The following is a 24,466-nucleotide window of genomic DNA, read 5'->3' as shown; positions in this document are numbered from 1 at the left end:
GAGATCACCGCAACAAAGGCACCCGCCGCACCACCGCTGATCGAGCTCGTCGAGATCACCGCAACAAAGGCACCCGCCGCGCCACCGCTGATCGAGCTCGTCGCGATCACCGCAGCGAAGGCACCCGCCGCGCCACCGCTGATCGAGCTTGTCGAGATCACCGCAGCGAAGGCACTCCGCTGCACCACCGCTCGCCGGCGAACGTCCACTTCACGTCCACAACCACAGTGCCGAAACCCCTTGTCCACAACGGGATCCGGCCACCCAGCGAGTGTCGGTGGTCAGTGCTGGAATGGGTGCCATGACAGCGCTCGCGCACCACCCCCACCCGGTCACCCGGGCCGTGGCCGACGCGCGCGAACAACTCACCTCCGTCGCAGAGACACCGGTGTGGTCGATGAACGCCGACGACACCACAACCACCCTGCACGACCTCGCCGCACTGGCCGCCCAGGTCGCCGAGCTGCAAGCCCGACTGCTCACCCACGCCGCCCGCGTCGACCTCCCGGGCAACACGGGGGCGACCTCGACCGCGACCTGGCACGCCGCCACGACCCGCACCACGAAGACCCAGGCCCACCGCACCATGCGATTGGCCGACGGCCTCGAGCAGCATCAGGCGACCAGGACCGCGCTCGCCGACGGTCGCCTCCACGTCGAGCAGGCCGAAGCCATCCTCCGCGCCCTCGCCGACCTCCCCGACGACCTTGACCCCGCCATCGCCGCCCAGGCCGAGCAACGGCTCCTGGACTACGCCCGCGAGTTCGACGCCAAACACCTCAAGATCCTCGGCCGCCGGATCCTCGAGGTCACCTCCCCCGAGACCGCCGACGCCCACGAAGCCGCACTGCTGGACAAAGAAGAGCGCCAGGCTGCGGCAGCCACGCGCCTGACGATCTGGGACGACGGGCACGGCAAGACCCACGGCCGCTTCACCCTCGACACCCTCACCGGCGCCATGCTCAAGAAGCACCTGTTCGCCCTCGCCGCGCCCAGGCACCAGGCCAGCAAGGGACCGGTCGGGGAGCGGAAGCCCACCCCGCAGCGCCTCGGGCAGGCCTTCGTCGAGCTCATCCAGCGCTACCCCAACAAGCGCCTGCCCAAGGCCGGCGGACTCAACGCCACCGTCGTCGTGATGATGACCCTCGACACCCTCGAAGGCCGCCTCCAAGCAGCCCACCTCGACACCGGCCAAAGACTCTCCCCCGGTGCCGCACGCCGGCTCGCCTGCGAAGCCGGAGTCCTCCCCGCAGTCCTCGACGGCAACTCCCACGTCCTCGACCTCGGCCGCAAGCAGCGCTTCGCCTCAGAAGCGCAGAGGATCGCGAAGACCATCGAAGCCGCCGGCTGCGAGATCGACGGCTGCGACTGGCCACCCGGCATGACCCACACCCACCACCAAACCCGCTGGACAGACGGCGGCAACACCAACCTCCGCGACCTCATCTCACTCTGCCCCCACCACCACGCACGAGCCCACGACCCCCGCTACCACCTCGACCAGCTCCCCACCGGGAAGTACACCTTCCACCGACGCACGTGAGCCGCCCGGTGTGGACGTTGACTTCTCGCTTCGCCGACGCGGCGCGCCTTTCGGACCTAGCATCGCGACTGGCGTGTGCTCAAGGCTGCAGAGGGGACGACGGTGACCAATACCCAAGCGGGCTGGTACGACGACGGGTCGGGGACCGGCGCGAGGCGCTGGTGGGACGGCCAGAAGTGGACCGATCAGTACGAGCCACCGCCTGCTGGCGGCGGCATCGCCGGCGCGGTCCGCAGGATCGAGGAGGAGGCTGTCGCGGGCTCCCACGCCCGTCCGGCGGTGCAGGGCGCGAGCTACGTGGTCCTCCAGGTGATCCTGAAGGAGAAGCTCTGGGGCACGGGCTCTGGAAACCTCACGGAGCTGGAGCACGCGCTCAACGCCCAGGCATCGCTCGGTTACCGGCTGCACACGATCACGACCGCGTCATCCGGGAGCAAGGGCATCGGCGGCGGTGACCGGATCCAGGCGACGATGGTGTTCGAGAAGATCACCTAGTCCAGCTCGGCGGTCACGACGCGCGCCACTCCCCGAGAAACTGCGGGGCCGCTAACCCTCGAGGATCACCACGGCCGAGGCGATCCCGGCGTCGTGGGAGAGCGAGAGGTGCACCGAGGTCGCACCGAGGGCGTCGGCGCTCGCGAGCACCGTGCCGCGGAGTTCGAGGCGGGGCCGGCCGGACGACTCGGAGACGACCTCGGCATCGTGCCAGTGCATGTTGCCGGGCGCGCCCAGGGCCTTGGCCATGGCCTCCTTGGCCGCGAAGCGGGCGGCGAGCGAGGCGAGCGCGCGGGTCCGTTCGAGCGGGGTGAAGAGGCGCTCGGCGAGGCCTGGCGTGCGTTCGAGGGAGGCGCCGAACCGCTCGATGTCGACCACGTCGATGCCGACGCCCACGATCACGAGCGGGTCCTCACTCGACCGTGACGGACTTGGCGAGGTTGCGGGGCTGGTCGACGTCGTGGCCCATCGCGCTGGCCAGCTCGCAGGCGAACAGCTGCAGCGGCACGACGGCGACCAGTGGCTGCAGGAGCACCGGCACCCGCGGGAGGGTGATGAGCACGTCGGCGTACGGCGCCACGCGGTCGTCGCCCTCCTCGGCCAGGCAGATCGTGCGGGCACCGCGGGCTCGGACCTCCTGGATGCCGCTGAGCATCTTGTCGTGGAGCTGGTCGCGACCACGGGGAGGTACGACGCACAGCACCGGCATGCCGTCCTCGACCAGGGCGATCGGCCCGTGCTTGAGCTCACCCGCCGCGAACCCCTCGGCGTGCAGGTAGGCCAGCTCCTTGAGCTTCAGCGCGCCCTCGAGGGCCACGGGGTAGCCCGCGTGCCGGCCGACGTAGAGCACCGACGGCGTGCCGACCAGCGACCGGGCGAGCTCGTAGACCGACTCCGCCGAGTCGAGGACGGACTCGATGTGCGCTGGGATCGCCTCGAGCTGCATGACGACCTCGGTGATCTCGTCACCGAAGCGGGTGCCCTTGACCTGCGCGAGGTAGAGCGCGAGCAGGTAGCACGCCACGAGCTGGGTCAGGAAGCCCTTGGTCGAGGCGACCCCGATCTCCGGGCCGGCGTGGGTGTAGATCACCGCGTCGGACTCGCGCGGGATCGTCGAGCCGTTGGTGTTGCAGATTGCGAGCACCTTGGAGCGCTGGGTCCGCGCGTGCCGGATCGCCTGCAGCGTGTCAGCGGTCTCGCCCGACTGCGAGATCGCCACCACCAGCGTGGAGTAGTCGACGATCGGGTCGCGGTAGCGGAACTCCGAGGAGAGCTCGACCTCGACCGGCACGCGGGTCCAGTGCTCGATGGCGTACTTCGCCACCATCCCGGCGTAGAACGACGTGCCGCAGGCGATGATGATGATCTTGTCGATGTCGCGCAGCTCCTGGTCGGACAGCCGCATCTCGTCGAGCTGCAGCAGCCCCTCGGCGGTCCGCCGGCCGAGCAGCGAGTCGGCGACGGCCCGCGGCTGCTCGAAGATCTCCTTGCGCATGAACCAGTCGTGGCCCTCCTTCTCGGCCGCCGAGAGGTCCCAGTCGACGTGGTAGCGACGGCCCTCCTGCGGGTTGCCGTGGAAGTCGGTGATCTCGACGCCCGAGCGGGTGATCGTCACGACCTGGTCCTGGCCGAGCTCGAGCGCCTCCCGGGTGTGCTCGATGAACGCCGCGACGTCGGAGCCGAGGAAGGTCTCGCCGTCGCCGAGCCCCACGACCAGCGGCGAGCTCCGACGCGCCGCGACCACCCGCGAGGGGTCGTGCGCGTCGACGGCAACGAGGGTGAACGCGCCCTCGAGCTGGGTGCAGACGCGCCGCATCGCCTCGGTCAGGTCGATGTCAGAGGCGAGCTGGAGCTCGAGCAGCTGCGCCGCGACCTCGGTGTCGGTCTCGGACACGAGGCCGAGCTCGTCGGAGTCGGCCTCGATCCGCGCGCGCAGCTCGGCGAAGTTCTCGATGATCCCGTTGTGGACCAGCGCCACCCGGCGCCCGAACCCGAGGTGCGGGTGGGCGTTGACGTCGTTGGGCGCCCCATGGGTGGCCCAGCGGGTGTGGCCGATGCCGGTCGTGGCCGGCGGGAGCGGCGCGTCGGCGATCGCCTTCTCGAGGTTCGCGAGCTTGCCGGCTTTCTTGGCGAAGACGATCGCGTCGTCGACCACCAGCGCGATGCCGGCCGAGTCGTAGCCGCGGTACTCCAGCCGCCGCAGACCGTCGAGGACGACGTCCTGGGCCTGCCTCGGCCCGACGTACCCGACGATCCCGCACATGAGGGGCGAGTCTATCGGCGGCAGGGCGGCCCACCGGCGAGGCGCGGCCACTGACACAATCCACCGCATGCCCAACGGCGGGAGCCACGAGAGCGCGCACGAGGCGTCGCCGTACATCGAGCTCGACCGGGCCGCCTGGGCCAAGCTCGCCCACGAGGTCGAGGACCCGCTCACCCAGGACGAGATCACCGCTCTCCGGGGCCTGGGCGACCAGCTCGACCTGCGCGAGGTCCGCGAGGTCTTCCTGCCGATCAGCCGGCTGCTCAGCCTCTACGCCGAGACCGCCGGACGCCTGCACCGCGACCAGGAGGAGTTCCTCCACCAGGCGACGCCGCCGCGCACGCCGTTCGTCATCGGCCTGGCCGGCTCGGTGGCGGTCGGCAAGTCCACCACCGCGCGCGTGCTCCAGCACCTGCTCGCGCACTGGCCCGAGCACCCGAACGTCGCCCTCGTCACCACCGACGGCTTCCTCTACCCCAACGCCGAGCTCGAACGCCGCGGGCTGCTGCAGCGCAAGGGGTTCCCCGAGTCCTACGACCGCCGGGCGCTGCTGCGGTTCGTCGTGGACATCAAGTCCGGCAAGGACGAGGTCGAGGCCCCCGTCTACGACCACCTCACCTACGACGTGGTGCCCGACGAGAAGGTGCGGATCAAGCACCCCGACATCGTGATCATCGAGGGCCTCAACGTGCTCCAGCCCGCGCGGGTGCGCGACGACGGCCGCACCGGCCTCGCGGTCAGCGACTTCTTCGACTTCTCGGTCTACGTCGACGCGAAGACCAGCGACATCCGCGACTGGTACGTCTCGCGGTTCCTGCGGCTGCGCGAGACGGCGTTCCGCGACCCGCAGTCCTACTTCGCGCGCTACGCGGCGTTCTCGCGCGACGAGGCGGTCGCCGAGGCGACCCGGATCTGGGACGCCATCAACGGCCCCAACCTCTCCGCCAACGTGCTGCCGACCCGTTCGCGCGCCACGCTCGTGCTCCGCAAGGCCGCCGACCACTCCGTCCGCTACGTGCGGCTGCGCAAGATCTGACGCGCCTCACGAGATCGCCTTCAGCTCGTCGGTCCGGTCCAGCGGGCGCACGACCACGGTCGCCTAGGGTCGGGGACCGTCGTCCGCCTCCGATTTCCGCGGGGGTCAGGAGCCGCCGGCGGGCACCCGCACCCAGAACACCGCGCCGTCGCCACGCTCGTCCGCGCCCACGGCACCGCCGTGCGCGGCGGCGAGGGTGCGGGCGAGGTTGAGGCCGATGGCCACCCCAGTGCCGTCCGCGGTGACGTCGAACGGCTCGGACAGCGCCCGGAACGTCGCTGCGTCGACCGCACCCTCGCGCACGACGGCGAGCTCGAGCCACGGGCCGGCCCGGCGCACCTCGAGGCGCCGAGCCCGCGGCCGCGGGCTCGCGGCCGCCGCGTGCCACAGGTCGCGCAGGACCCGCCGCAGCAGCGCGGGGTCCACGACCACCTCGACCCCGCCGCCGAGACCACCGATGGCGCCCGGGTCGCCGAGGTCGTCGAGGTCGGCCGCGAGCGTCGAGACCGGCACCAGCTGAGGGGCGAGCGCGAGCCGGCCGCGCTGCGCCTCCGCCATCAGCTCGACGTCGAAGGAGCGCTCGGCTAGCCGCTCGAGGGCGTCGTGGAGCCGGCGCAGCGAGTCGCGGGCCTGGTCGGCCGGCACCTCCCCGTCGGCGAGCATGGCCACCCAGCCCTGGGCCATCGAGAGCGGCGTGCGCACCTCGTGGGCGAACGCCGCGAGGAACCGGTCGCGCTCGTCGGTCGCGTCGGCGGCGGGCTGGTCGGTGACGTGCGCGGTGCCCGCCTCGACGAAGGTGCGCACCCAGGCGGCGAGCTGCTCGGCGTCCACCTGCCAACGCGCCGCGACCTCGGCGGTCGGGCGCCCGCGCAGCACCTCGAGCACGGCAGGAGCCCGCGTCTCCACCGGATCCCCCATGCGGGGACCCTAGTGGTCACGAGTGGTTCAGGGCAGCGCGAGACGCTCGCGAACGACGTCGGCGAGCCGGTCGGCGACCTCGCGGGCGGTGTCGTCGGTGGGAGCCTCCACCATCACCCGGACCAGCGGCTCGGTGCCCGACGGGCGCAGCAGCACGCGGCCGCGACCGGCCAGCGCGCGCTCCTCCGCGGCCACCGCCTCGGCGAGCACCGGGTCGTCGGTGCGGTCCTTGTCGACGCCGGTCACGTTGACGAGCACCTGCGGCAGCCTGGTGACCACCGAGGCCAGCGACTGGAGGTCCTTGCCGGTCGCGACCATCCGCTGGAGCACGTGCAGCGCGGTGAGGATGCCGTCGCCGGTGGTGGCGTACTGGCTCATGATCACGTGGCCGGACTGCTCGCCGCCGAGCACGAATCCGCCGGCGCGCATCTCCTCGAGCACGTAGCGGTCGCCGACCCTGGTCTGGCGCACCCGCAGGCCCGCGGCCTCGATCGCCTGCACGAAGCCGAGGTTGCTCATCACCGTGGCCACGACGGTCTCGTCGACCAGGTTCCCGGCCTCCGACAGGTCGAGCGCGAGGATCGCGAGCAGCTGGTCGCCGTCGACGTCGTTGCCCTCGTGGTCGACGGCCAGGCAGCGGTCGGCGTCGCCGTCGAGCGCGATGCCGGCGTCCGCGCCGTGGGCGACCACGGCGGCCTGCAGCGGCGCGAGGAACGTCGAGCCGCAGCCCTCGTTGATGTTGAGCCCGTCGGGCTCGGCGCCGATGACCACCACGTCGGCGCCCGCCGCGCGCAGGGCCATGGGTGCTGCCTCGCTGGCCGCGCCGTTGGCGCAGTCGACGACGACCTTGAGCCCGGCGAGCGGGCGGTCGAGCGTGCTCAGGAGGTGGTCGACGTACTCCTCGACCGGGCGCTCGTAGGGACGCACCCGCCCGACGTCGGCCCCGATCGGCGCGTCCCAGGAGCTGCCGAGCAGCTCCTCGATCTGCGCCTCGACGGCGTCGTCGAGCTTGTGGCCACCGCGGGCCAGGAACTTGATGCCGTTGTCGGGCATCGGGTTGTGCGACGCGCTGATGACCACGCCGAGGTCGGCGTCGAGCGCCTCGGTGAGGAACGCGACGCCCGGCGTCGGCACCACCCGCAGCCGCAGGACGTCGACGCCGGCGGACGCGAGGCCGGCGACCACGGCGTGCTCGAGGATCTGTCCGGAGATCCGCGGGTCACGGCCGACGACCGCCAGGGGACGCTCGCGCGAGGGCCGCACGTCGCCGCGGTCGAGGATCACCCGTGCCGCGGCGACCGACAGGTCGAGCGCCAGCTCCGCCGTGACCTCGCGGTTCGCGAGGCCACGGACGCCGTCCGTGCCGAAGACCTTGGGCAAGGTCGGGCCTGGATCAGCGCTTGCTGTACTGGGGAGCCTTGCGGGCCTTCTTGAGACCGGCCTTCTTGCGCTCGATGACGCGGGCGTCGCGCGTGAGCAGCCCGGCCTTCTTGAGCGTCGGCCGGTTGGTCTCCTCGTCGATGGCGTTGAGGCAGCGGGCGACGCCGAGGCGCAGCGCGCCGGCTTGGCCGGTGATGCCACCGCCGTGGATGCGGGCGATCACGTCGAAGCGGCCCTCGAGCTGCAGCGCGGCGAACGGCTCGTTGACCACCTGCTGGTGCAGCTTGTTGGGGAAGTAGGAGTCGAGCGCGCGGCCGTTGACGGTCCACTCGCCGGTGCCGGGCACGATGCGCACGCGGGCGACGGCCTCCTTGCGGCGGCCGGTGGCCGCGGCGGGAGCGATGGTCGCCGGGCGGGCCGGGGTGTCGGCCGACGGCGCGCTCTCGGAGCTGTAGGCGATACCGCTCTCGTCGGCGGTGTAGGTCTCCTCGACCTCGGTCTGGTCCTCAGAAGTCTGGGAAGTCACTGGCTGTCCTCTGTCGTCGAAAAGGTCGGGGCGTCTACTGGGAGATCTGGGTGATCTCGAAGGGCACGGCCTGCTGGGCCTGGTGGGGGTGCGTGGGGCCGGAGTAGACCTTCAGCTTCTTGATGATCTGTCGACCCAGCTTGTTCTTGGGGAGCATCCCCCAGACGGCCTTCTCGACGACCTTGCGGGCGTCCTTCTCGAGCAGCTGCCCGATCGGGGTGGCCGTGAGGCCGCCCGGGTAGCCGGAGTGACGGTAGGCGACCTTGTTGGTCAGCTTGTCGCCGGACAGCGCGACCTTCTCGGCGTTGACGATGATGACGAAGTCACCGGTGTCGACGTGGGGCGCGTAGATCGGCTTGTGCTTGCCGCGCAGCAGGTTGGCGCTCTGGACGGCAAGGCGGCCCAGGACGATGTCCGTCGCGTCGATGACGTGCCAGGCGCGCTGGATGTCGCCGGGCTTGGGGCTGTAGGTGCGCACGAAAGTGTCTCTCTCGTTCGTCGGACCGCACCGGAGGTGTCCGGCGCGAGGGTGGCGCTGCGCCCTCTGACGAACACGGCCCGGCTCGCCCCATCGACCTGGATCGAGTGGCGGAGCGTCCGGGACTGCGAGGCGATGTCGTGCGACGTCGCTCCGCGGCAGGAGGCGCGACCAACAAATGTACGGCGTGTCGCGGTGCGGGTCCAATCTTCGGGCCTCACCCGCCACGGTCCGGACGCTGGCTGTGTGCCATTCGCGACCGCCGACTAGGTTGGCATGGTGACCCAAGAACAGACTGAGTCGCTGACCGTCCGGGACAACCGCACCGGGCAGGAGTACGACGTACCGATCACCGACGGCACCATCAAGGCCGCCGACATCGGTCAGATCAGGACCGACGACGACAACCCCGGCCTCGCGGTCTACGACCCCGGGTTCGTCAACACCGCCTCGTGCCGCAGCGCCGTCACCTTCATCGACGGCGACAAGGGGATCCTCGAGTACCGCGGCTACCCCATCGAGCAGCTGGCGGAGAAGTCGAACTTCCTCGAGGTGGCCTACCTGCTGGTGCACGGCACGCTGCCCTCGAAGGAGGAGTACGACGCCTGGGTGCACGAGATCACCTACCACACGTTCGTGCACGAGAACGTCAAGGAGTTCATGCAGGGCTTCCGCTACGACGCGCACCCGATGGGGATGCTGATGGCGTCGGTCGGGGCCCTCTCGACGTTCTACCCCGACGCTCGCAACATCGGCGACTCCGACAACCGGCACATGCAGATCGTGCGGATGATCGCCAAGATGCCGACCCTCGGCGCGTGGTCGTTCCGCCACGCGCAGGGCAAGCCGTTCATCTACCCCGACAACGACCTCTCCTACACCGCGAACTTCCTGTCGATGCTGTTCAAGATGAGCGAGCAGAAGTTCGACGCCGACGAGCGGCTGGTCAAGGCGCTCGACGTCCTGTTCATCCTGCACGCTGACCACGAGCAGAACTGCTCGACCAACGCCGTCCGCTCGGTCGGCTCCTCGCAGGTCGACCCCTACTCCGCGGTGGCCGCCGGCGTCGCCGCGCTCTACGGCCCGTTGCACGGCGGCGCCAACGAGGCCGTGCTGCGCATGCTCAAGCGGATCGGGTCGAAGGAGAACATCCCCGACTTCATCAAGGGCGTGAAGGACGGCAACGAGCGCCTGATGGGCTTCGGCCACCGGGTCTACAAGAACTTCGACCCGCGCGCGACGATCATCAAGAAGGCCTGCGACGACGTCTTCGAGGTGACCGGGGTCAACCCGCTCCTCGAGATCGCCAAGGAACTGGAGAAGATCGCGCTCGAGGACGAGTACTTCATCAAGCGCAAGCTCTACCCCAACGTCGACTTCTACTCCGGCCTGATCTACGAGGCCTTCCAGTTCCCGCCCGAGATGTTCACCGTGCTCTTCGCGATCGGCCGGACCCCAGGCTGGCTCGCGCAGTGGCTCGAGCTCGTGCAGGACAAGGAGCAGAAGATCGCCCGGCCCAAGCAGATCTACACCGGCGACCGGACGCTCGATTTTGTACCTGCGAACGAGCGCTGGGCGTGAGCCTCCGAGCTTGCTCGGAGGCTCAGCCCAGGGGTCGTTCAGCATTGCTCAGCCCCAGCCGCTCGAAGCCGGTCGAGTCACTCACTTCCAGGCGCGCCGAGGCGGACGCTCTCTAGTGTCACCTCCCGTGCGAGGCGTCATCTGGGACTTCGGCAACGTCCTCATCGACTGGCAGCCGCGCGCGGCGATCGCGGCCGGCGTCGGCGACGACGAGGCCGACCGCTTCCTCACCGCCGAGGACTTCGACTTCACCGCCTACAACCTCGGGCCCGACTCCGGCCTGACCTGGGACGAGGCCGAGGCCGGCGTACGCCGCACGCACCCGCACTGGGTGCCGCACGCCCTGGCCTACCACGAGCACTTCGAGCGCTCGCTGGTCGGCGAGGTGCCGGGCACGGCCGACCTCGTGCGCGAGCTCCGGGCGGCCGGAGTGCCCCAGTGGGGGCTGACCAACTGGTCGCACGAGCTCTACCCCCACGCGCCGCGGCTCTTCGACGTGCTCGGCCTGCTCGACGACGTGGTGGTCTCCGGCACCGAGGGTTTCGCGAAGCCCGACCCGGCGATCTTCGAGATCGCCGTGGCCCGCGCCGGGCTGCCGGCCGAGGACCTCGTCTTCGTCGACGACAAGGAGCAGAACGTCGCCGCGGCGATCGAGCTCGGCCTCGACGGGATCCTCTTCACCGGCGCGGAGGAGCTGCGGGTGGCGTTCCGGCAACGCGGCCTGCCGGTCTGACGCTCAGTTGACCGCGCGCTCGCGGCCCTCCCAGTAGGGCTTGCGGAGCTCGCGCTTGAGGATCTTGCCGGTGGGGTTGCGCGGCAGCGCCTCGATGACGTCGACCGACTTCGGGCACTTGAACCTCGCCAGCGATTCCTGGCAGAACGCGATCAGCTCGTCCTCGGTCGCCGAGGTGTCCGGCTTGAGGGACACCACCGCCTTGACCGTCTCGCCCCACGTGTCGTCGGGCACGCCGATGATCGCCACCTCCGCGACGGCGGGGTGCTCGGCCAGCACCCGCTCGACCTCGGGGCTGTAGATGTTCTCGCCGCCGCTGATGATCATGTCCTTGAGCCGGTCCTCGACGAACACGAACCCGTCGGCGTCGACCTTGCCCATGTCGCCGGTGCGGAACCAGCCCTCGTCAGTGATCACCTCGGCGGTCTCCTCCGGCTTGCCGAGGTAGCCCTTGAACAGCTGCGGGGTCCGCAGCCAGATCTCGCCGTGCTCGCCGGCCGGGAGCTCCTCGAGCGAGGCCGGGTCGACGATCTTGAGCTCGACGCCGGGGATCGGCCGCCCTGCCGACACCAGCCACTCGGGGTGGCCCGCGGCGATCGCCGTGCGGTGCTCCTCGGCGTGGAGCTGCGTCGCGACCCCGGAGACCTCGGTGAGGCCGTAGACCTGGATGAAGTCGGTCTCGGGCCAGGCCTCCATCGCCGCCCGCAGCAGCGGCGGCGGCATCGGCGCGGCGCCGTAGGTGTAGGTCTTCAGCGCGCCGAAGAGCTTCACGGCGTCCGGCCCTGCCTGCAGCACCTGGGCGAGCACGGCCGGCACCAGGAAGGTGCGGTTGGCGCCGTTGAGGATCGCCCCGGCCAGCGAGGTGCCGTCGGGGTCGCGGGTCATGTGGCTGTGCACGCCGTCGTGGATGCCGAACAGCACGTACGACGAGCCGCCGACGTGGAACAGCGGCATCGACACCATGCTCTTGTCGCCGGGCTCGAACTCCCAGCCGTGGTGGGCGTTGAGCGTGTGGGCCACCATGTTGGCGTGGGTGAGCATCACGCCCTTGGGCCGGCCGGTGGTGCCCGAGGAGTACATCACCAGGCACACGTCGTCGGGTGAGACGTCGTCCTGGCGCAGCACCCGCTGCGACGCGCGCAGCCACTCCTCGTACTCGTCGCCCTCGGCCCCGTCGGGCGTCACCTCGATGATCTTCTCGACCTTGGTGAGTCGGTCGCGGATCGCGTCGACCGTCGGCATCAGCTCGGAGCCGACGAGCAGCACCTTGGCGCCGGAGTCGTTGACGGCGTAGTCGACCTCGTCGCCGGCCGAGCGCCAGTTGACGATCGCGTTGGCCGCGCCGAGCGAGGCCGCGGCCATCGAGAGCTCGACGCACGCAGGGTGGTTCTTGTCGAGGAAGCCCACCACGTCACCGCGGCCCACCCCGAGCGCCTGGAGGCCGCCGGCGCAGCGGCGGACGCGGTCCTCCCACTCGCGCCACGTCCAGGTGCGGCTCTGGCCGGGGCTCGGGGCGTAGGTGAAGGCCGGCGCGTCGGGCAGGTGCTCGGCCCAGTGGGAGACGCGGTCGTCGACGAACGTCGGATCGGGGGCGCTCATGCGCGATTGTGGCCGCGGACGTGCAGCGGCCACAAGGGACCGGCCGGGATCGGCGGGCTCAGCCCGCCGACTCGATGCGGACGTTCTCGCAGTCGTCGAAGACGCTGTGCGGGGGCGGCGGCTCGTTGAAGACGACCTGGTCGCGGCCGGTGCCGCACATGATGAACATGCCGTCGTCGGGGTAGGTGGCGTAGATCAGGTCGTTGCCCCCGCCTGCCGAGGCCTGGTCGTTCCCGAAGACGTAGATCTCGTCGTTGCCGCTCTGCCCGTAGGTGCGGTCGGCCACGGCGTCTCGGCCGGCCAGGATCACGTCGTCGCCGGGGCCGCCACCGAGGTCGTCGAGGCCGGGGCCGCCGTTGAGGTAGTCGTCGCCGGGGCCGCCCTTGAGCAGGTCGTCGCCCGCCTTCCCGCGGAGGTTGTCGCTGCCGCCCTTGCCGCGGAGCGTGTCGTCGCCGCTCGTCCCCCGGAGCCGGTCGTCGCCGGGGCTGCCGTTCTTCACGACGGCGGACGCACCTCCTCCGACGAGCAGGAGGGCCAGGGTCACGACGAGGGCTGCGACGCGGTTCATGGCGGCATGGTGCCATCGCCCGGCCCGATCTTTCTTCAAGGACACCCAGCGATGTCTCAGGATGGTCACAGATCCGCTCGGCACCGTGGTTCTCGTGACCGACACAGGCGACACCACCCCTCTCCCGCCACCGCCTCCGCCCGCGACCCCGCCGACGTGGCGGCCGACTCCCCCTCCGCCTGCGACGGGACTCGGGGCCGAGCAGCCCAAGGGGAAGAACCGGCGGGTGGCGTTCGCGAGCGGCGTGGTGGCGGCCGCTCTCCTGGTGGGTGGTGGCGCCGGTGTCGGTGGCGCGGCGGCGTACACCGCATGGCACGACGACGGCACTGCGTCGCGCTCGAGCTCGTCAGCCGGTACGCCGACCACGTCCAAGGTCGTCGACACCCCGAACACCCCCGCTCCGGAGGGCAGCGTCCAGGCCGTGGCGGCGAAGGTCCTGCCCTCGGTCGTGAAGATCGAGGTGAGCGGCGCCCAGGGCGCCGGCTCGGGCTCGGGCATCATCCTCAGCTCCGACGGCCAGATCCTGACCAACAACCACGTCGTGGAGCTCGCCGGTGACGGGGGCTCGCTGCGGGTCACGTTCAACGACGGCAGCCACGCGGAGGCGACCATCCTCGGCACCGACCCGCTCACCGACACCGCGGTGATCCAGGCGCAGGACGTCTCGGGACTCAGCCCCGCGACCATCGGCAAGTCCGGTGACCTGGCGGTCGGCCAGGGCGTGGTGGCCATCGGGTCACCGCTCGGCCTCGAGGCCACGGTCACCAGCGGCATCGTCAGCGCGCTCAACCGGCCGGTCGACGTCGGCAGCGTCGGACAGGGCAACAGCACCGTCTACCCCGCGATCCAGACCGACGCCGCGATCAACCCCGGCAACAGCGGCGGCGCGCTGGTCGACCTCAACGGCAACGTGGTCGGCATCAACGCCGCCATCGCCACCGCCGGCAGCGGCGGCATGGGCGGCGAGAGCGGCAACATCGGGGTCGGCTTCGCGATCCCCATCGACGAGGTCCTGCCGATCGTCGACCAGATGGTGAAGGGCGAGACCCCGACCCACGCCCGGCTCGGCGTCTCCGTGGCGAACGTCGGCGCCGTGGGCCCGCAGGGACAGCCCGGGCCGAGCGAGGACGGCGCGCAGATCCAGGAGGTGAACGCCGGCTCGACGGCCGAGGGCGCCGGGATCGCCAAGGGCGACGTGATCACCAAGGTCGACGACCACCTGATCACCGACGCCGACTCGCTGGTGGCGACCATCCGCTCCTACCGCCCGGGCGACCAGGTGACCGTCACCTACGTCCACGACGGCGAGACCAGGACCGCCCAGCTCACCCTCGACTCCGACTCGGAGGCGTCGAACTCCTAGAAGCCCTCCCTCCCCGGTCCGCCGAGCGACGACGGCGGCCGGCAGCGAGGGAGCCAGGTGGGGCCCCGCGGCACAACCGGGTCCGTCAAAGCCGCTGCCGCGGGGCCTCACCGACCAATGGAGTAGCCGCTCAGAGCTTCTTCTGCAGCTCGCCCATCCACTGCACCGGCCGGAAGCCGAGGCGGTCGTTGACCGACACCATCGGGGCGTTCACGTCGGCGTTGAACGTGACGACCGTGGAGATCTGCGGCTCGGTCTCCTGCAGGCGTCGGAGGTTGGCGACCTTCACCGCGAGCCCCAGTCGGTGACCGCGGTGGGCGGGGAGGACGAGCGTGCCCCACTGGTAGGCCCGCTCGGACTCGTGGATGGTCAGCACCAGGTCGGAGTAGGCGACGGCCTCGCCGTCGGGCGAGAGCGCCACGGTGCCGACCCGCACCCGGCCCTGGGTCGCCAGGAGCGCCTCCTCGGCGCGGACCGCGCCGACGTCGGCAGCCTCCTGCTCGCGGGCGATGTCGCCCATCGGCGCCTCGGTCGACAGCGTCGCGGTGAGGGCCGCCCAGCCCTCGACGAGGTCGTCGGGGACCGGCCCGGAGAACGACCGCAGCGCGTAGCCGTCGTGGTGGCTCGCCGCCTCGGCGGCGAGCGCGTCCAGGTCGGCCGCCGGCACCGGGAGCGACAGCCGCCGCTGCACGTCGACCAGTGCGAGCTCGAAACCCTGCCGGGTGGCCCACGCGAGGTCCGTCGAGCCGGTGCCGCCGGGTCCGTCGGCGTAGGGCCAGACGACCTCGCCCACGAGCCGGCTGCGCCCGCGCGCCCGCGCCTGCTCCTCGACGTGCGCGAGCATCTCGGCGGCGTGCCCGTGGCCGCGCGCTCCCGGCGTGCAGCAGACGAGGACGTCGGCCAGGTCGGTGTTGTCCACGTTCGACCCCGCCATCCAGCCGATCGTCACCGCGCGGTCGTGCCCGGACGGATCGGGCAGCCAGCCGATCCAGCCGGTGCGGAAGTTGCGCGCGTCGGGATCGGCCATCGAGGCCCGGATCTCCTCCACCTGCCACACGGTGGAGAACTCGCCGGCCGGCCCGTGCCGCAGGGCCGCCTCGTAGACCTCGTGGAACGGCGCGAACGCCCCGGGGTCGGACGGATCGGCGTCGACGATGCGCAGCCGCCCGGGCGCGCTCACCGGGTGCGCTCCACGCGGCCCTCGTCCCAGACCGGCTCCTTCGTCTCGTAGACCTCGCCGCCGGCGCCGTAGACCAGGAACCGGTCGAAGCCGCGCGCGAACCAGCGGTCGTGGGTGACCGCGACGACCGTGCCGTCGAACGCCTCGAGGCCGGCCTCCAGCGCCTCGGCCGACTGGACGTCGAGGTTGTCGGTCGGCTCGTCGAGGAGCAGGAGGGTCGCGCCCGAGAGCTCCAGCAGCAGGATCTGGAAGCGCGCCTGCTGGCCGCCGCTCAGCGACTCGAACCGCTGCTCGGAGGCGTGCGCGAGCTCGTAGCGGTCGAGCACCCGCGCGGCCTGCTCGCGGCCCATGCCGGTGCGACCGTCGGGCCGACCGTCGCCGCGGTGCAGGATCTCGAGCAGCGTGCGGCCGACCAGCTCGGGATGCTCGTGGGTCTGCACGAACCACCCGGGGCGCACGCGCGCGCCGAGCTTGGCCTTGCCGGTGTGGCGGACCGGCTCGATCTGCACGTCCTCGACCGGCCGGTGCTCGACGTCGGGGTCGCTGCCGCCGCGGGCCAGCAGCCGCAGGAAGTGCGACTTGCCCGAGCCGTTGGAGCCCAGCACCGCGACCCGCTCGCCGTACCAGACCTCGAGGTCGAAGGGCTTCATCAGCACGCCGCCACCAGCAGCAGAGAGCTCGAGACCCTCGCAGATCACCGCGCGCTTGCCCGTGCGGCCGCCCTTCAGCCGCATCTGCACGGCCTGCTCGCGCGGCTGCTCGGTGGGCGGGCCGGCCTCCTCGAACTTGCGCAGCCGGGTCTGGGCGGCCTTGTACTGGCTCGCCATGCCGTCGTTGTACTCCGCCTTGATCTTGAGCCGGAGCACCAGCGCCTTGATCTTGGCGTGCTCCTCGTCCCAGCGGCGGCGCTGCTCCTCGAAGCGCAGGAACCGGTCCTTGCGGGCCTCGTGGTACGACGAGAAGCCGCCCGGGTGCGTCCACGCGCTGTTGCCGGCGCCCGAGGCGCCGAGCTCGATCGTCACGACGCGGGTGGCGGTGTTGTCGAGCAGCTCTCGGTCGTGGCTGATGTAGAGGATCGTCTTGTCGGACTCGCGGATCCGCTGCTCGAGCCAGATCTTGCCGGGCACGTCGAGGAAGTTGTCGGGCTCGTCGAGGAGCAGCACCTCGTCCGGGCCGCGCAGCAGGAACTCCAGCACCAGCCGCTTCTGCTCACCGCCCGAGAGGGTGCGCAGCTCGCGGTACTTCGCGCGCTCGTAGGGCACACCCAGCCCGGCGACCGTGCACACGTCCCAGACGACCTCGACGTCGTAGCCGCCTGCGTCGGCGTACTCCGCCAGCGCCTCGGCGTAGCGCATCTGCGTCTTCTCGTCGTCGTGCTCCATCAGCGCCCGCTCGCAGCGATCGACCTCGGCCGCCGCCTCGCGGACCCGCGGCGGGCTCACGCTGAGCAGCAGGTCGGCCACCGTCGGGGTCTCGCCGAGGTTCGTCCCGACCATCTGCCGCATCACGCCGAGACCGCCGCTGCGGGTCACCACGCCGGCGTGCGGCGCGAGCTCGCCGGTGATGATCCGCAGCAGCGTCGTCTTGCCGGCGCCGTTGGCCCCGACCAGCGCGACCTTGGCGCCCTCGCCGACGCGGAACGACACGTCGTCGAGCAGCACCCGCCCGTCGGGCAGGTCGAAACGCACGCCCGCCACGTCCACATGTCCCACGTCGGAGGATTGTCCGCGATCAGGTGGCCCGGACGCACTCCATTAGCCGGGCCCCGCCTCAGATCGGCACGCTGACCGACTGCAGGATGCGGCGTACGACGGCCTCGTCGGTGCCGGCGACGTCGACGACCACGTCGCCGCGCGTGGCGTAGCCGCCCCAGCCTCCGTCGGGGCTGGTGTCGGAGGCGGGCTGGGTGTGCACGCCGGGGCCGACGGTCGCGTCGAACGTCGCGCTCGCGCGGAACCACAGCCCCTCGGTCATCGAGCACGGGTCGTGACCCGCGGGGCCCCAGCGCTCGGACTCGGCGCCGCACCGGGTCGTGTCGGTGCGGTCCCAGTCGGCCGGGAGCTCCACGGTCACGCCTCGGTAGGTCACCAGCTGCCAGCCGTCGTCGGTGGTGCCGGTGACATGCGACACCGACGGCTCGCGGTCGGGCTCCTCGGTGAAGAGTCGGTAGCCGACGTACCCGGAGACGAGCAGGCCCACCACGAGGACCGCGACGAGGGCCGCGCGGATCCTGCTCAGCACGGGCCACCTCCCTGGGCTCAGCGGGTGCGGAGCTCCGACGGTAGTGAGACGCCGCCCGGAACGGAACCGCTCCAGCCCGGTGAAAGTGCCCAGTAGAGGACGTCGGCCGTGAGCTCGCGTCCGTCGCCGTGCACGGTCAGGGCCCCACAGGCGAGGTCGATCGCGGCGTCCTCGGCCACCGAGGCGAGACGGACCTGTTGGGCCGGGATCGCATCGCAGTCGGTGGCCGTCGTCGGCGGCGCGTCGCGCAACGCGGCTTCGGCCGCGTCGACGTCGTCGCCCGTGAGCAGCTCGCTCTGCTCGAGCCCGCCGCCCTCGCCGTAGCGGCACACGGTCATCGAGTCACCGGGGGCCACGGGGTCCGAGCCGGAGGTGACCGGGCAGCCGTTCGGGTCGAGCGCCTCGTTGCGCTGCGCCGACGAGATCACGCCCTGGGCCACCAGTAGGTCCTTCGCAGCCACGGTGACCACCACGTCGCCGACGGTGGTCGCACCCACGAAGGCGCCGTCGGGCCAGGCCTCGGAGTGCTGCTCGGCCACCGGCCACTGGACCGGCCCGTCGCCGGCCAGGGTGAAGTTCACCCCGTAGCCCCACCCCGGCGTGCACAGCACGAGCGTGGACGCCCCGCCGGGACGACCCACGACCGGTCGCTCTGGCTGGTCGCCCACGCACCACTGGTCGAGCGTGCCGTAGCCCCAGTCGTCCGGCACCTCGATCGTCACGTCGTGCCAGCTCTCGTAGCGGAACCCCTCCGGCAGGGTCCGGCCGGGAGCGCCCGGGTCGGTGGCGACGGTGCCCTCGGACCGGCGCGGGGCCTCGTCCGAGCCGCCCGCCACCACGACCGCGGTCGGAACGCCGACGCACAGCGCGACCACCGCAGCGGCACCCGCAACCCGGTGGCGGCGGCGCGTCCGGGCGCGCGTCCGCGCGGCGCCGGCCAGCCCGACGGCGGAGGGAGCGCCCTCCGCCCCGTCGGTCAGGGCGTCGGTCAGCAGCTGCTCCACGTCACTCATCGGTGTCTCCCATCGACTGGTCCATCGACTCGCGCAGGACCGCCAGGCCGCGGGACACCCGCGCGCGGACCGAGCCCTCGCGGACGCCGGTCAGCTCGGCGATCTCGGCGTACTCCAGCTGCTCGTAGTAGCGCAGCACGATCGCGGTGCGCTGCACCTCGGGCAGCGCCTGGCAGGCCACCCAGAGACGGCGGCGCTCGTCGAACTCCTCGCCCGGCCCGTCGACCACCGAGTCGCGGGGCTCCGCGACCGGCGACTCGCGCCGGCGGAACCGGCGCCACCACGACGTGTGCGCGTTGACCACCATGCGGCGCACGTAGGCGTTGACGTCGCCGACCGCCGAGATCCGCTCCCACCGGGGCAGCGCGCGCGACAGCGCCTCCTGCACGACATCCTCGGCGTCGGCGGTGTTGCCGGTCAGCGTGTAGGCGAGGCGCAGCAGCGCCGGGCCGCGCAGCGCGACCCAGTCGTCGAAGTCAGGGGCGCTCCCCGCGACACCCACCTCCTCCACGGCTGCCTGCATGCATCATGAACGCTGCTCGACCCGATCCTGTTGCGAGGAGCTGGCAGGCAGGCAGCGACGTTGGGCGCAGCGCCCGGAGACGGTGCTGGGGGCATGGTGTGTACTGGCCAGTAGCAAGGCGGCGCCGACGGTGGCTGAGGTGCGAGGAGCGCCAGCGACGAGCCTCGAAGCCCCGGGACCCAGAGCAAGGAGACCCACATGCAGCTCGAGCTGACCGAGGACGAGCGCGCGTTCCGTGACGAGATGCGCGAGTTCTTCACGACGAAGGTCCCCCAGGAGATCAGGGACACCGTCGCCGCGGGCCGTGAGCTGACCAAGGACCAGCTCGTCGAGAGCCAGCGCACGCTCAACGCCGCCGGTCTCGCCGTGCCGCGCTGGCCCGTCGAGTGGGGCGGGCAGGACTGGACCGAGATCCAGTTCCACATCTGGCACGAGGAGATGGAGCGGGCGTTCGTGCCCACGCCGCTGGCCTTCAACGCGGGGATGATCGGTCCGGTCATCGCCCACTTCGGCACCGAGGAGCAGAAGAAGGAGTTCCTCCCCAAGACCGCGAACATCGACATCTTCTGGTCGCAGGGCTTCTCCGAGCCCGACGCCGGCTCCGACCTGGCCGGGCTGCGCACCACCGCGGTCAAGGACGGCGACGACTGGGTCGTCAACGGACAGAAGACGTGGACCACGCTCGGCCAGTACGGCGACTGGATCTTCACGCTCGTCCGCACCGACCCCGACGCCAAGAAGCAGGCCGGCATCTCGATGCTGCTGATCGACATGGAGAGCGAGGGTCTCGAGGTCCGGCCGATCCAGCTCATCGACGGCGGCCACGAGGTCAACGAGGTGTGGTTCGAGGACGTGCGGGTCCCGGCCGAGAACCTCGTCGGCGAGCTCAACGGCGGCTGGTCGATCGCGAAGTTCCTCCTCGGCAACGAGCGGGTCGGCGTGGCGCCGTCCGGCATCACCAAGCGGGTGATCGCCCGGGTGAAGGGCCTGGCGGAGGACCGGTTCGCCGACGACCCGCTCCTGCGCGCCCGGATCGCCGAGCTGGAGAACGAGCTGCTGGCCCTCGAGCTCACCACGATGCGCGTGGCCGCCAACTCCGTCGAGGGCAAGCCCGACCCCGCCTCGTCGGTGCTCAAGCTCAAGGGCAGCGTGCTGCAGCAGCAGGTCAGCGAGCTCGTGCTCGACCTCGCCGGCCCCGCCGGGCTGGCCAGCGGCGCGGGCGACGAGAGCGACCTGTCCGAGTGGGCGCGGCTCGCCGGCCCGACGTACCTCAACCTGCGCAAGGCCTCCATCTACGGCGGCTCCAACGAGGTGCAGCGCCAGATCATCGCCCGCAACATCCTCGGACTCTGAGGAGAGACGACGACATGGACTTCGACTACGACGACGAGCAGGACGCGCTCCGCGAGGCCGTGAAGGGCCTGGTCGGCAAGGCCTACGGCGACTACGAGAACCGTCGCCGAGCCGTGCAGGACGACCCCGGCTTCGACGAGAAGCTCTGGGCGCAGCTCGCCGAGATGGGGCTGCTCGGCCTGCCGTTCGCCGAGGAGGACGGCGGCGTCGGCGCCGGCCCGGTCGAGATCGGCATCGTCTGCCAGGAGCTCGGCCGGGTGATCGCTCCCGAGCCCTACCTCACGTCCGTGGTGCTGGCGGGCGGGCTGGTCTCGGCGTGCGGCACTCCCGAGCAGCGGCGAGAGCTCCTCGGCGCGCTGTCGGCCGGCGAGTCGGTGCTCGCCTTCGCCCACGACGAGCCGGGCCGCGGGTGGACGGCCTCCGCGGAGTCGGTCACCGCTGCCCGCGACGGCGACGCGTGGACCCTCACCGGCGTCAAGGAGCCGGTGCCGCACGGCGCCCGCGCCGACGTGCTGGTCGTGAGCGCGGCGCTACCCGAGGGCGGCGGCACCGGCCTGTTCATGGTCGACGGTGCGGACACCGACCGGACCGGCTACCCGACCTACGACGGCACCCGGGCCGCCCGCATCGCCTTCGACGGCACCGCCGCCACGCCGCTGGGCGAGCCCGGCACCGACCTGACCAACAGCATCTCGACGGTGCAGGACATCACCCGCGTGATGGCCGCGAACCAGGCGCTCGGCGCGATGCAGTACCTCCTGCCGACGACGACGGAGTACCTCCGCAGCCGCAAGCAGTTCGGCGTGCCCCTGTCGACGTTCCAGGCGCTGACCTTCCGGGCCGCGGACATGTACGTCTCGCTCCAGCTCACCCGCTCGATGGTCGACTGGGCCACGATGGTGGTCGCCAAGGGCGACCCGGTCGCCGTCGCCGACGCGGCTCGCCGGGTCTCGGTCCAGGTCAGCCGGGCCGGCCGCCACCTCGGCCAGGAGGCGATCCAGCTGCACGGCGGCATCGCGATGACGATGGAGTACTCCGTCGGCATGTACGCCGCCCACCTCACCGCCCTCGACCACCTCCTCGGCGACGGCACCCACCACCTGCGCGAGCTCGCCGCTCACGTCACCGACCACGACGCCCTCGACCCGCTGGCCTGAGCGACCCACGATCACCCGCGGGGGCGATCGACGGTGGCTGAGGTGCGAAGGCGTTCTGCGCCTGAGCCTCGAAGCCTCCGCAGCCTGCGCTGGGAGCCGCTCGGCTCGGGTGCCTTCGCTGCGGGGATCTCGACAGGCTCGATCAGCGGTGGTCGACCGGGTGCCTTCCTTGCGGTGGCTGTCGCACGGTGGCTGAGGTGCGAAGGCGTGCTGCGCCTGAGCCTCGAAGCCTCCGCAGCCTGTGCTGGGAGCTGCTCGGCCCGGGTGCCTTCCTTGCGGGGATCTCGACAGGCTCGATCGGCGGTGGTCGAGCGGGTGCCTTCGCGGCGGTGATCTCGACAGGCTCGATCAGCGGTGGTCGGTTCGGGTGCCTTCCTTGCGGTGATCTCGACAGGCTCGATCAGCGGTGGTCGACCGGGTGCCTTCCTTGCGGGGATCTCGACAGGCTCGATCAGCGGTGGTCGAGCGGGTGCCTTCCTTGCGGTGGCTTCGAGGCTCGTCGCTGGGGCTCCTCGCACCTCAGCCACCGTGGGGCTCGCGTCGTACGGTGGCTGAGGTGTGAAGGCGTGCTGCGCCTGAGCCTCGAAGCCTCCGCAGCCTGCGCTGGGAGCTGCACGGCTCGGGTGCCTGGGCTGCGGGGATCTCGACAGGCTCGATCAGCGGTGGTCGACCGGGTGCCTTCGCTGCGGGGATCTCGACAGGCTCGATCAGCGGTGGTCGAGCGGGTGCCCTCCTAGCGGTGGCTTCGAGGCTCGTCGCTGGCGCCCCTCGCACCTCAGCCACCGTGGGCACCGGCCGCTAACCGGCGTGCCCGGATCAGGGGCGACCACGTAAAGTTCGCGCGTGGCACAGGGGCTCGAGGAGGACGCGGCCGCGTCCGCCGATGTCGCTCCCGCCGAGGACGCGCGGCCGGTGACGCGGACGTGGGTCCGGGCTATGGCCATGACGACGTACGCCGTGCTGCTGGCGACGTACTCCCACCTGCTCGGCATCCCCAACGACACGATCTCGGTGTTCGTGTGGCTGTGGTTCGGGACCATCGCGTGGCACGCGGAGGCGCCGTGGCGCTACCACCTGCGGTTCGTGCGCGACTGGTCGATCCCGATGGTCGGGCTGGTCATCTACTTCTACAGCCGCGGGCTCACCGACAACCTCGGCTGGGCCACCGTCCACTACACGATGCCGATCGAGTTCGACGAGATCGTGTCGCGGCTGACGGGCGGCGCCCCCCACACGCTCCCGACCGAGCGGCTCCAGCACGCGCTGTGCGGTGACCCGTGCCTGCGGGAGTCGGACCCGCGGTGGTACGACGTCCTCTTCACCACCGTCTACGCCAGCCACTTCCTGACCGGGCTGACCATCGCCGCCGTGCTGTGGGTCCGCAAGCGTGAGGAGTGGCTGCTCTGGATGCGCCGCTACATCACGATCAACTTCGGCGCCCTCGTCGTCTACATCCTCTACCCGATGGCGCCGCCGTGGATGGCCTCCGAGGACGGCTACATCCGCGAGGCGATCCCGCGCCTGACCGGCCGCGGCTGGCGCGACCTCGGGCTCGGCCGGTTCGACCTGGTCCTGCAGGGCGTCGGCAACCCGGTCGCGGCGATGCCGTCACTGCACGCCGGCATCACCTTCCTGGTCGCGATGTACGCCATCTGGCGGCTGCGTACGCCGTGGCGCTGGCTGCTCGCGCTCTACCCGGTCGCGATGTCGCTCACGCTCGTCTACTACGGCGAGCACTACGTCGTCGACGTGCTCGCCGGCGGGGTCCTGGCCGCCCTGGTGATGGTCGCCTGCGCACTCTGGGAGCGCCGCCGCGCGCGCGAGCACGCGGTCGACGACTTCACCGGCTGACCGGCTCCGGTCAGCAGGCGCCGCCGGACGGGTCGCACGGGCCCCAGCCCGCGACCGGCTTGCTCCACCCGTGGTGGTTGGGGGCCATGTCCTCGTTGCGGCCCTTCGCGACGCTCACGGCGACCCGCCACGCGCCGGAGTCGGCCCCGGCGGGGTTGGGGACGCCGAGGCACCACCACAGGTCGAAGACGATGCCGAGCGTGCGCTGGCCGCGCCGGACGGGGTTGATGAGCGGCGGTCCGCCCTCCGACCCGCCGCAGCGCGCCTTGGACCCGCCCTGGGTCCAGCCGCCGCCCCGGCGGAACTCCTGCGACTTCTGCAGCGACTTGCCGCCGGCGTGCTTGGGCGCGCGCAGGTCGAGCCGGTAGTGGCCGTCGGGCCGCGAGTCGCCGTTGACGTCGAACCACACCGTCAGCCGGTGCCCGGCCTGGAAGCCGTGGGGCACGGTGACCGACATGCTCTGCTCGGAGTCCCAGTACCAGCTCGCGTCGATGACGACCTTGGAGATGTCGACGATCGGGGCCGAGCTGCGGTTGTCGTTGATGACGACCGTCTCGGGCAGCGCGCGGCGCTCGGCCGGCTGGGCCGCGCCCGGCAACGCCCCGGCGAGGAGCAGCACGCAGACGACGGGGGCGAGGACGACGTGACGAAGACCGGGCATGCGC

General features: G+C 71.5%; 24 protein-coding genes. 9 read left to right on the top strand and 15 right to left on the bottom strand.

The features are described 5' to 3' along the window. On the bottom strand, nt 1-248 hold a 248-nt coding region (locus tag G514_RS30825), incomplete at its 3' end, for a hypothetical protein (protein ID WP_211222015.1). A 53-nt stretch (nt 249-301) separates the two neighbouring features. Between G514_RS30825 and G514_RS0102920 the strand changes: the two genes are divergently transcribed. Continuing rightward, nucleotides 302-1,543 carry an HNH endonuclease signature motif containing protein gene (locus G514_RS0102920; RefSeq protein ID WP_084151739.1) on the top strand — a complete coding sequence of 414 codons (1,242 nt, stop codon included), beginning with the start codon at nt 302-304 and terminating at the stop codon, nt 1,541-1,543. Between the two features lie 102 nt (nt 1,544-1,645). Beyond that, nucleotides 1,646-2,038, top strand: coding sequence for a DUF2510 domain-containing protein (locus tag G514_RS29695; RefSeq protein WP_084151738.1), 393 nt, complete (start codon nt 1,646-1,648; stop codon nt 2,036-2,038). A 51-nt stretch (nt 2,039-2,089) separates the two neighbouring features. On the opposite strand, the gene G514_RS0102910 is transcribed toward G514_RS29695, so the two are convergent. Beyond that, nucleotides 2,090-2,440: a holo-ACP synthase gene (locus G514_RS0102910; RefSeq protein WP_028650542.1), complete on the bottom strand. Its 351-nt coding sequence runs from the start codon at nt 2,438-2,440 to the stop codon at nt 2,090-2,092. A 10-nt stretch (nt 2,441-2,450) separates the two neighbouring features. Next, nucleotides 2,451-4,301, bottom strand: a complete 1,851-nt coding sequence (gene glmS, locus G514_RS0102905; RefSeq protein WP_028650541.1) for a glutamine--fructose-6-phosphate transaminase (isomerizing) — start codon at nt 4,299-4,301, stop codon at nt 2,451-2,453. Between the two features lie 67 nt (nt 4,302-4,368). Here glmS and coaA point away from each other — a divergent pair, with 67 nt between their 5' ends. After that, nucleotides 4,369-5,337, top strand: coding sequence for a type I pantothenate kinase (gene coaA, locus G514_RS0102900; protein ID WP_028650540.1), 969 nt, complete (start codon nt 4,369-4,371; stop codon nt 5,335-5,337). A gap of 105 nt (nt 5,338-5,442) precedes the next feature. Here coaA and G514_RS0102895 read toward each other — a convergent pair whose 3' ends face one another. The 4 genes from G514_RS0102895 to rplM are packed head-to-tail and all read right to left on the bottom strand — an operon-like array spanning nt 5,443 to nt 8,639. Continuing rightward, on the bottom strand, nt 5,443-6,255 hold the full coding sequence (locus G514_RS0102895) for a histidine kinase dimerization/phospho-acceptor domain-containing protein (protein ID WP_084151716.1): 813 nt from the start codon (nt 6,253-6,255) through the stop codon (nt 5,443-5,445). A gap of 27 nt (nt 6,256-6,282) precedes the next feature. Continuing rightward, nucleotides 6,283-7,635: a phosphoglucosamine mutase gene (gene glmM / locus G514_RS0102890; RefSeq protein ID WP_028650538.1), complete on the bottom strand. Its 1,353-nt coding sequence runs from the start codon at nt 7,633-7,635 to the stop codon at nt 6,283-6,285. Nucleotides 7,636-7,648: 13 nt separating this feature from the next. After that, complete coding sequence (gene rpsI, locus G514_RS0102885; RefSeq protein ID WP_028650537.1) at nt 7,649-8,161, bottom strand: 30S ribosomal protein S9; 513 nt, start codon at nt 8,159-8,161, stop codon at nt 7,649-7,651. 34 nt (nt 8,162-8,195) lie between these two features. After that, nucleotides 8,196-8,639 (bottom strand): 50S ribosomal protein L13, encoded by a 444-nt coding sequence (gene rplM / locus G514_RS0102880; RefSeq protein WP_028650536.1) that lies wholly within the window; start codon nt 8,637-8,639, stop codon nt 8,196-8,198. Nucleotides 8,640-8,918: 279 nt separating this feature from the next. Between rplM and G514_RS0102875 the strand changes: the two genes are divergently transcribed. After that, on the top strand, nt 8,919-10,220 hold the full coding sequence (locus tag G514_RS0102875; RefSeq protein ID WP_245582077.1) for a citrate synthase: 1,302 nt from the start codon (nt 8,919-8,921) through the stop codon (nt 10,218-10,220). 127 nt (nt 10,221-10,347) lie between these two features. Further along, nucleotides 10,348-10,953: an HAD family hydrolase gene (locus tag G514_RS0102870; RefSeq protein ID WP_245582076.1), complete on the top strand. Its 606-nt coding sequence runs from the start codon at nt 10,348-10,350 to the stop codon at nt 10,951-10,953. 3 nt (nt 10,954-10,956) lie between these two features. Here G514_RS0102870 and G514_RS0102865 read toward each other — a convergent pair whose 3' ends face one another. Both G514_RS0102865 and G514_RS24510 read right to left on the bottom strand, forming a co-directional pair. Next, entirely contained in the window at nt 10,957-12,552 is a 1,596-nt protein-coding gene (locus G514_RS0102865) for a long-chain-fatty-acid--CoA ligase (protein ID WP_028650533.1), read from the bottom strand. Nucleotides 12,553-12,610: 58 nt separating this feature from the next. Beyond that, nucleotides 12,611-13,120: a calcium-binding protein gene (locus G514_RS24510; RefSeq protein ID WP_051246553.1), complete on the bottom strand. Its 510-nt coding sequence runs from the start codon at nt 13,118-13,120 to the stop codon at nt 12,611-12,613. A gap of 226 nt (nt 13,121-13,346) precedes the next feature. Here G514_RS24510 and G514_RS0102855 point away from each other — a divergent pair, with 226 nt between their 5' ends. Continuing rightward, on the top strand, nt 13,347-14,483 hold the full coding sequence (locus G514_RS0102855; protein WP_036563208.1) for a S1C family serine protease: 1,137 nt from the start codon (nt 13,347-13,349) through the stop codon (nt 14,481-14,483). A 130-nt stretch (nt 14,484-14,613) separates the two neighbouring features. On the opposite strand, the gene G514_RS24505 is transcribed toward G514_RS0102855, so the two are convergent. From G514_RS24505 to G514_RS0102830, 5 genes are read right to left on the bottom strand one after another with little or no spacing between them, the layout of a single operon-like run. Next, entirely contained in the window at nt 14,614-15,663 is a 1,050-nt protein-coding gene (locus tag G514_RS24505) for a GNAT family N-acetyltransferase (protein ID WP_051246550.1), read from the bottom strand. Continuing rightward, nucleotides 15,660-17,375 (bottom strand): ABC-F family ATP-binding cassette domain-containing protein, encoded by a 1,716-nt coding sequence (locus G514_RS0102845; RefSeq protein ID WP_028650531.1) that lies wholly within the window; start codon nt 17,373-17,375, stop codon nt 15,660-15,662. Before G514_RS0102845 ends, G514_RS24505 begins: the two co-directional genes overlap by 4 nt. 58 nt (nt 17,376-17,433) lie before the next feature. Next, the gene (locus G514_RS0102840; protein ID WP_028650530.1) at nt 17,434-17,904 is read right to left on the bottom strand and encodes a hypothetical protein; all 471 of its coding nucleotides are present in this window, start codon (nt 17,902-17,904) and stop codon (nt 17,434-17,436) included. A 17-nt stretch (nt 17,905-17,921) separates the two neighbouring features. Continuing rightward, nucleotides 17,922-18,917: a hypothetical protein gene (locus tag G514_RS0102835; protein ID WP_157544566.1), complete on the bottom strand. Its 996-nt coding sequence runs from the start codon at nt 18,915-18,917 to the stop codon at nt 17,922-17,924. Continuing rightward, nucleotides 18,910-19,440, bottom strand: coding sequence for a SigE family RNA polymerase sigma factor (locus G514_RS0102830; protein ID WP_028650528.1), 531 nt, complete (start codon nt 19,438-19,440; stop codon nt 18,910-18,912). Before G514_RS0102830 ends, G514_RS0102835 begins: the two co-directional genes overlap by 8 nt. Nucleotides 19,441-19,638: 198 nt before the next feature. Between G514_RS0102830 and G514_RS0102825 the strand changes: the two genes are divergently transcribed. The 3 genes from G514_RS0102825 (at nt 19,639) to G514_RS24500 (ending at nt 23,801) form a co-directional block, all read left to right on the top strand. Further along, on the top strand, nt 19,639-20,793 hold the full coding sequence (locus tag G514_RS0102825) for an acyl-CoA dehydrogenase family protein (protein ID WP_028650527.1): 1,155 nt from the start codon (nt 19,639-19,641) through the stop codon (nt 20,791-20,793). 14 nt (nt 20,794-20,807) lie between these two features. Beyond that, on the top strand, nt 20,808-21,950 hold the full coding sequence (locus G514_RS0102820) for an acyl-CoA dehydrogenase family protein (protein ID WP_028650526.1): 1,143 nt from the start codon (nt 20,808-20,810) through the stop codon (nt 21,948-21,950). A gap of 843 nt (nt 21,951-22,793) precedes the next feature. Continuing rightward, a complete protein-coding gene (locus G514_RS24500) occupies nt 22,794-23,801 on the top strand; it encodes a phosphatase PAP2 family protein (RefSeq protein WP_157544565.1) in 1,008 nt (335 codons plus the stop codon). A gap of 10 nt (nt 23,802-23,811) precedes the next feature. Here the strand turns inward: G514_RS24500 and G514_RS0102810 are convergent, their stop codons facing one another. Next, entirely contained in the window at nt 23,812-24,462 is a 651-nt protein-coding gene (locus tag G514_RS0102810) for a hypothetical protein (protein ID WP_028650525.1), read from the bottom strand. Between the last annotated feature and the right edge of the window lie 4 nt (nt 24,463-24,466).

Origin of the sequence: Nocardioides halotolerans DSM 19273 (assembly GCF_000422805.1) — a bacterium.
Classification (GTDB): Bacteria; Actinomycetota; Actinomycetes; order Propionibacteriales; family Nocardioidaceae; genus Nocardioides; species Nocardioides halotolerans.
Note: the sequence above shows the minus strand (reverse complement) of the source record. Positions and strands in the feature narration are given on the sequence as shown.